We start from the raw sequence: 223 nt of genomic DNA on the forward strand, positions 1-223 counted from the left end.
ATCGGCGGCGGGAACGTCATCACGGGACGCACGCGAGAAAGGCGGCACAGGCCGCCTTTTCTTATTGGATCTTGTCGAGCATTTTGTAGTAGAGGCCAACCATCGGGAGGACCCATGGTTTTCCTGAGTACCCGGCGATGGTCGGCCATTCCAGACCATTGACCGGATTGCGATCGCCTCTGCCCATAATCGCGTCGGCAAGAAGGATGCCCATCTGTGTTGA

The 223-nt window shown here is 57.4% G+C and carries 1 pseudogene; it reads right to left on the bottom strand.

From position 1 onward, the window contains the following. Window positions 1-61: 61 nt before the first annotated feature. Window positions 62-223 (bottom strand): annotated as a pseudogene (locus tag E4K09_RS30455) (FAD-dependent oxidoreductase); the annotation flags it as partial.

Origin of the sequence: Microvirga pakistanensis, assembly GCF_004458765.1 — a bacterium.
GTDB classification, from domain to species: domain Bacteria; phylum Pseudomonadota; class Alphaproteobacteria; order Rhizobiales; family Beijerinckiaceae; genus Microvirga; species Microvirga pakistanensis.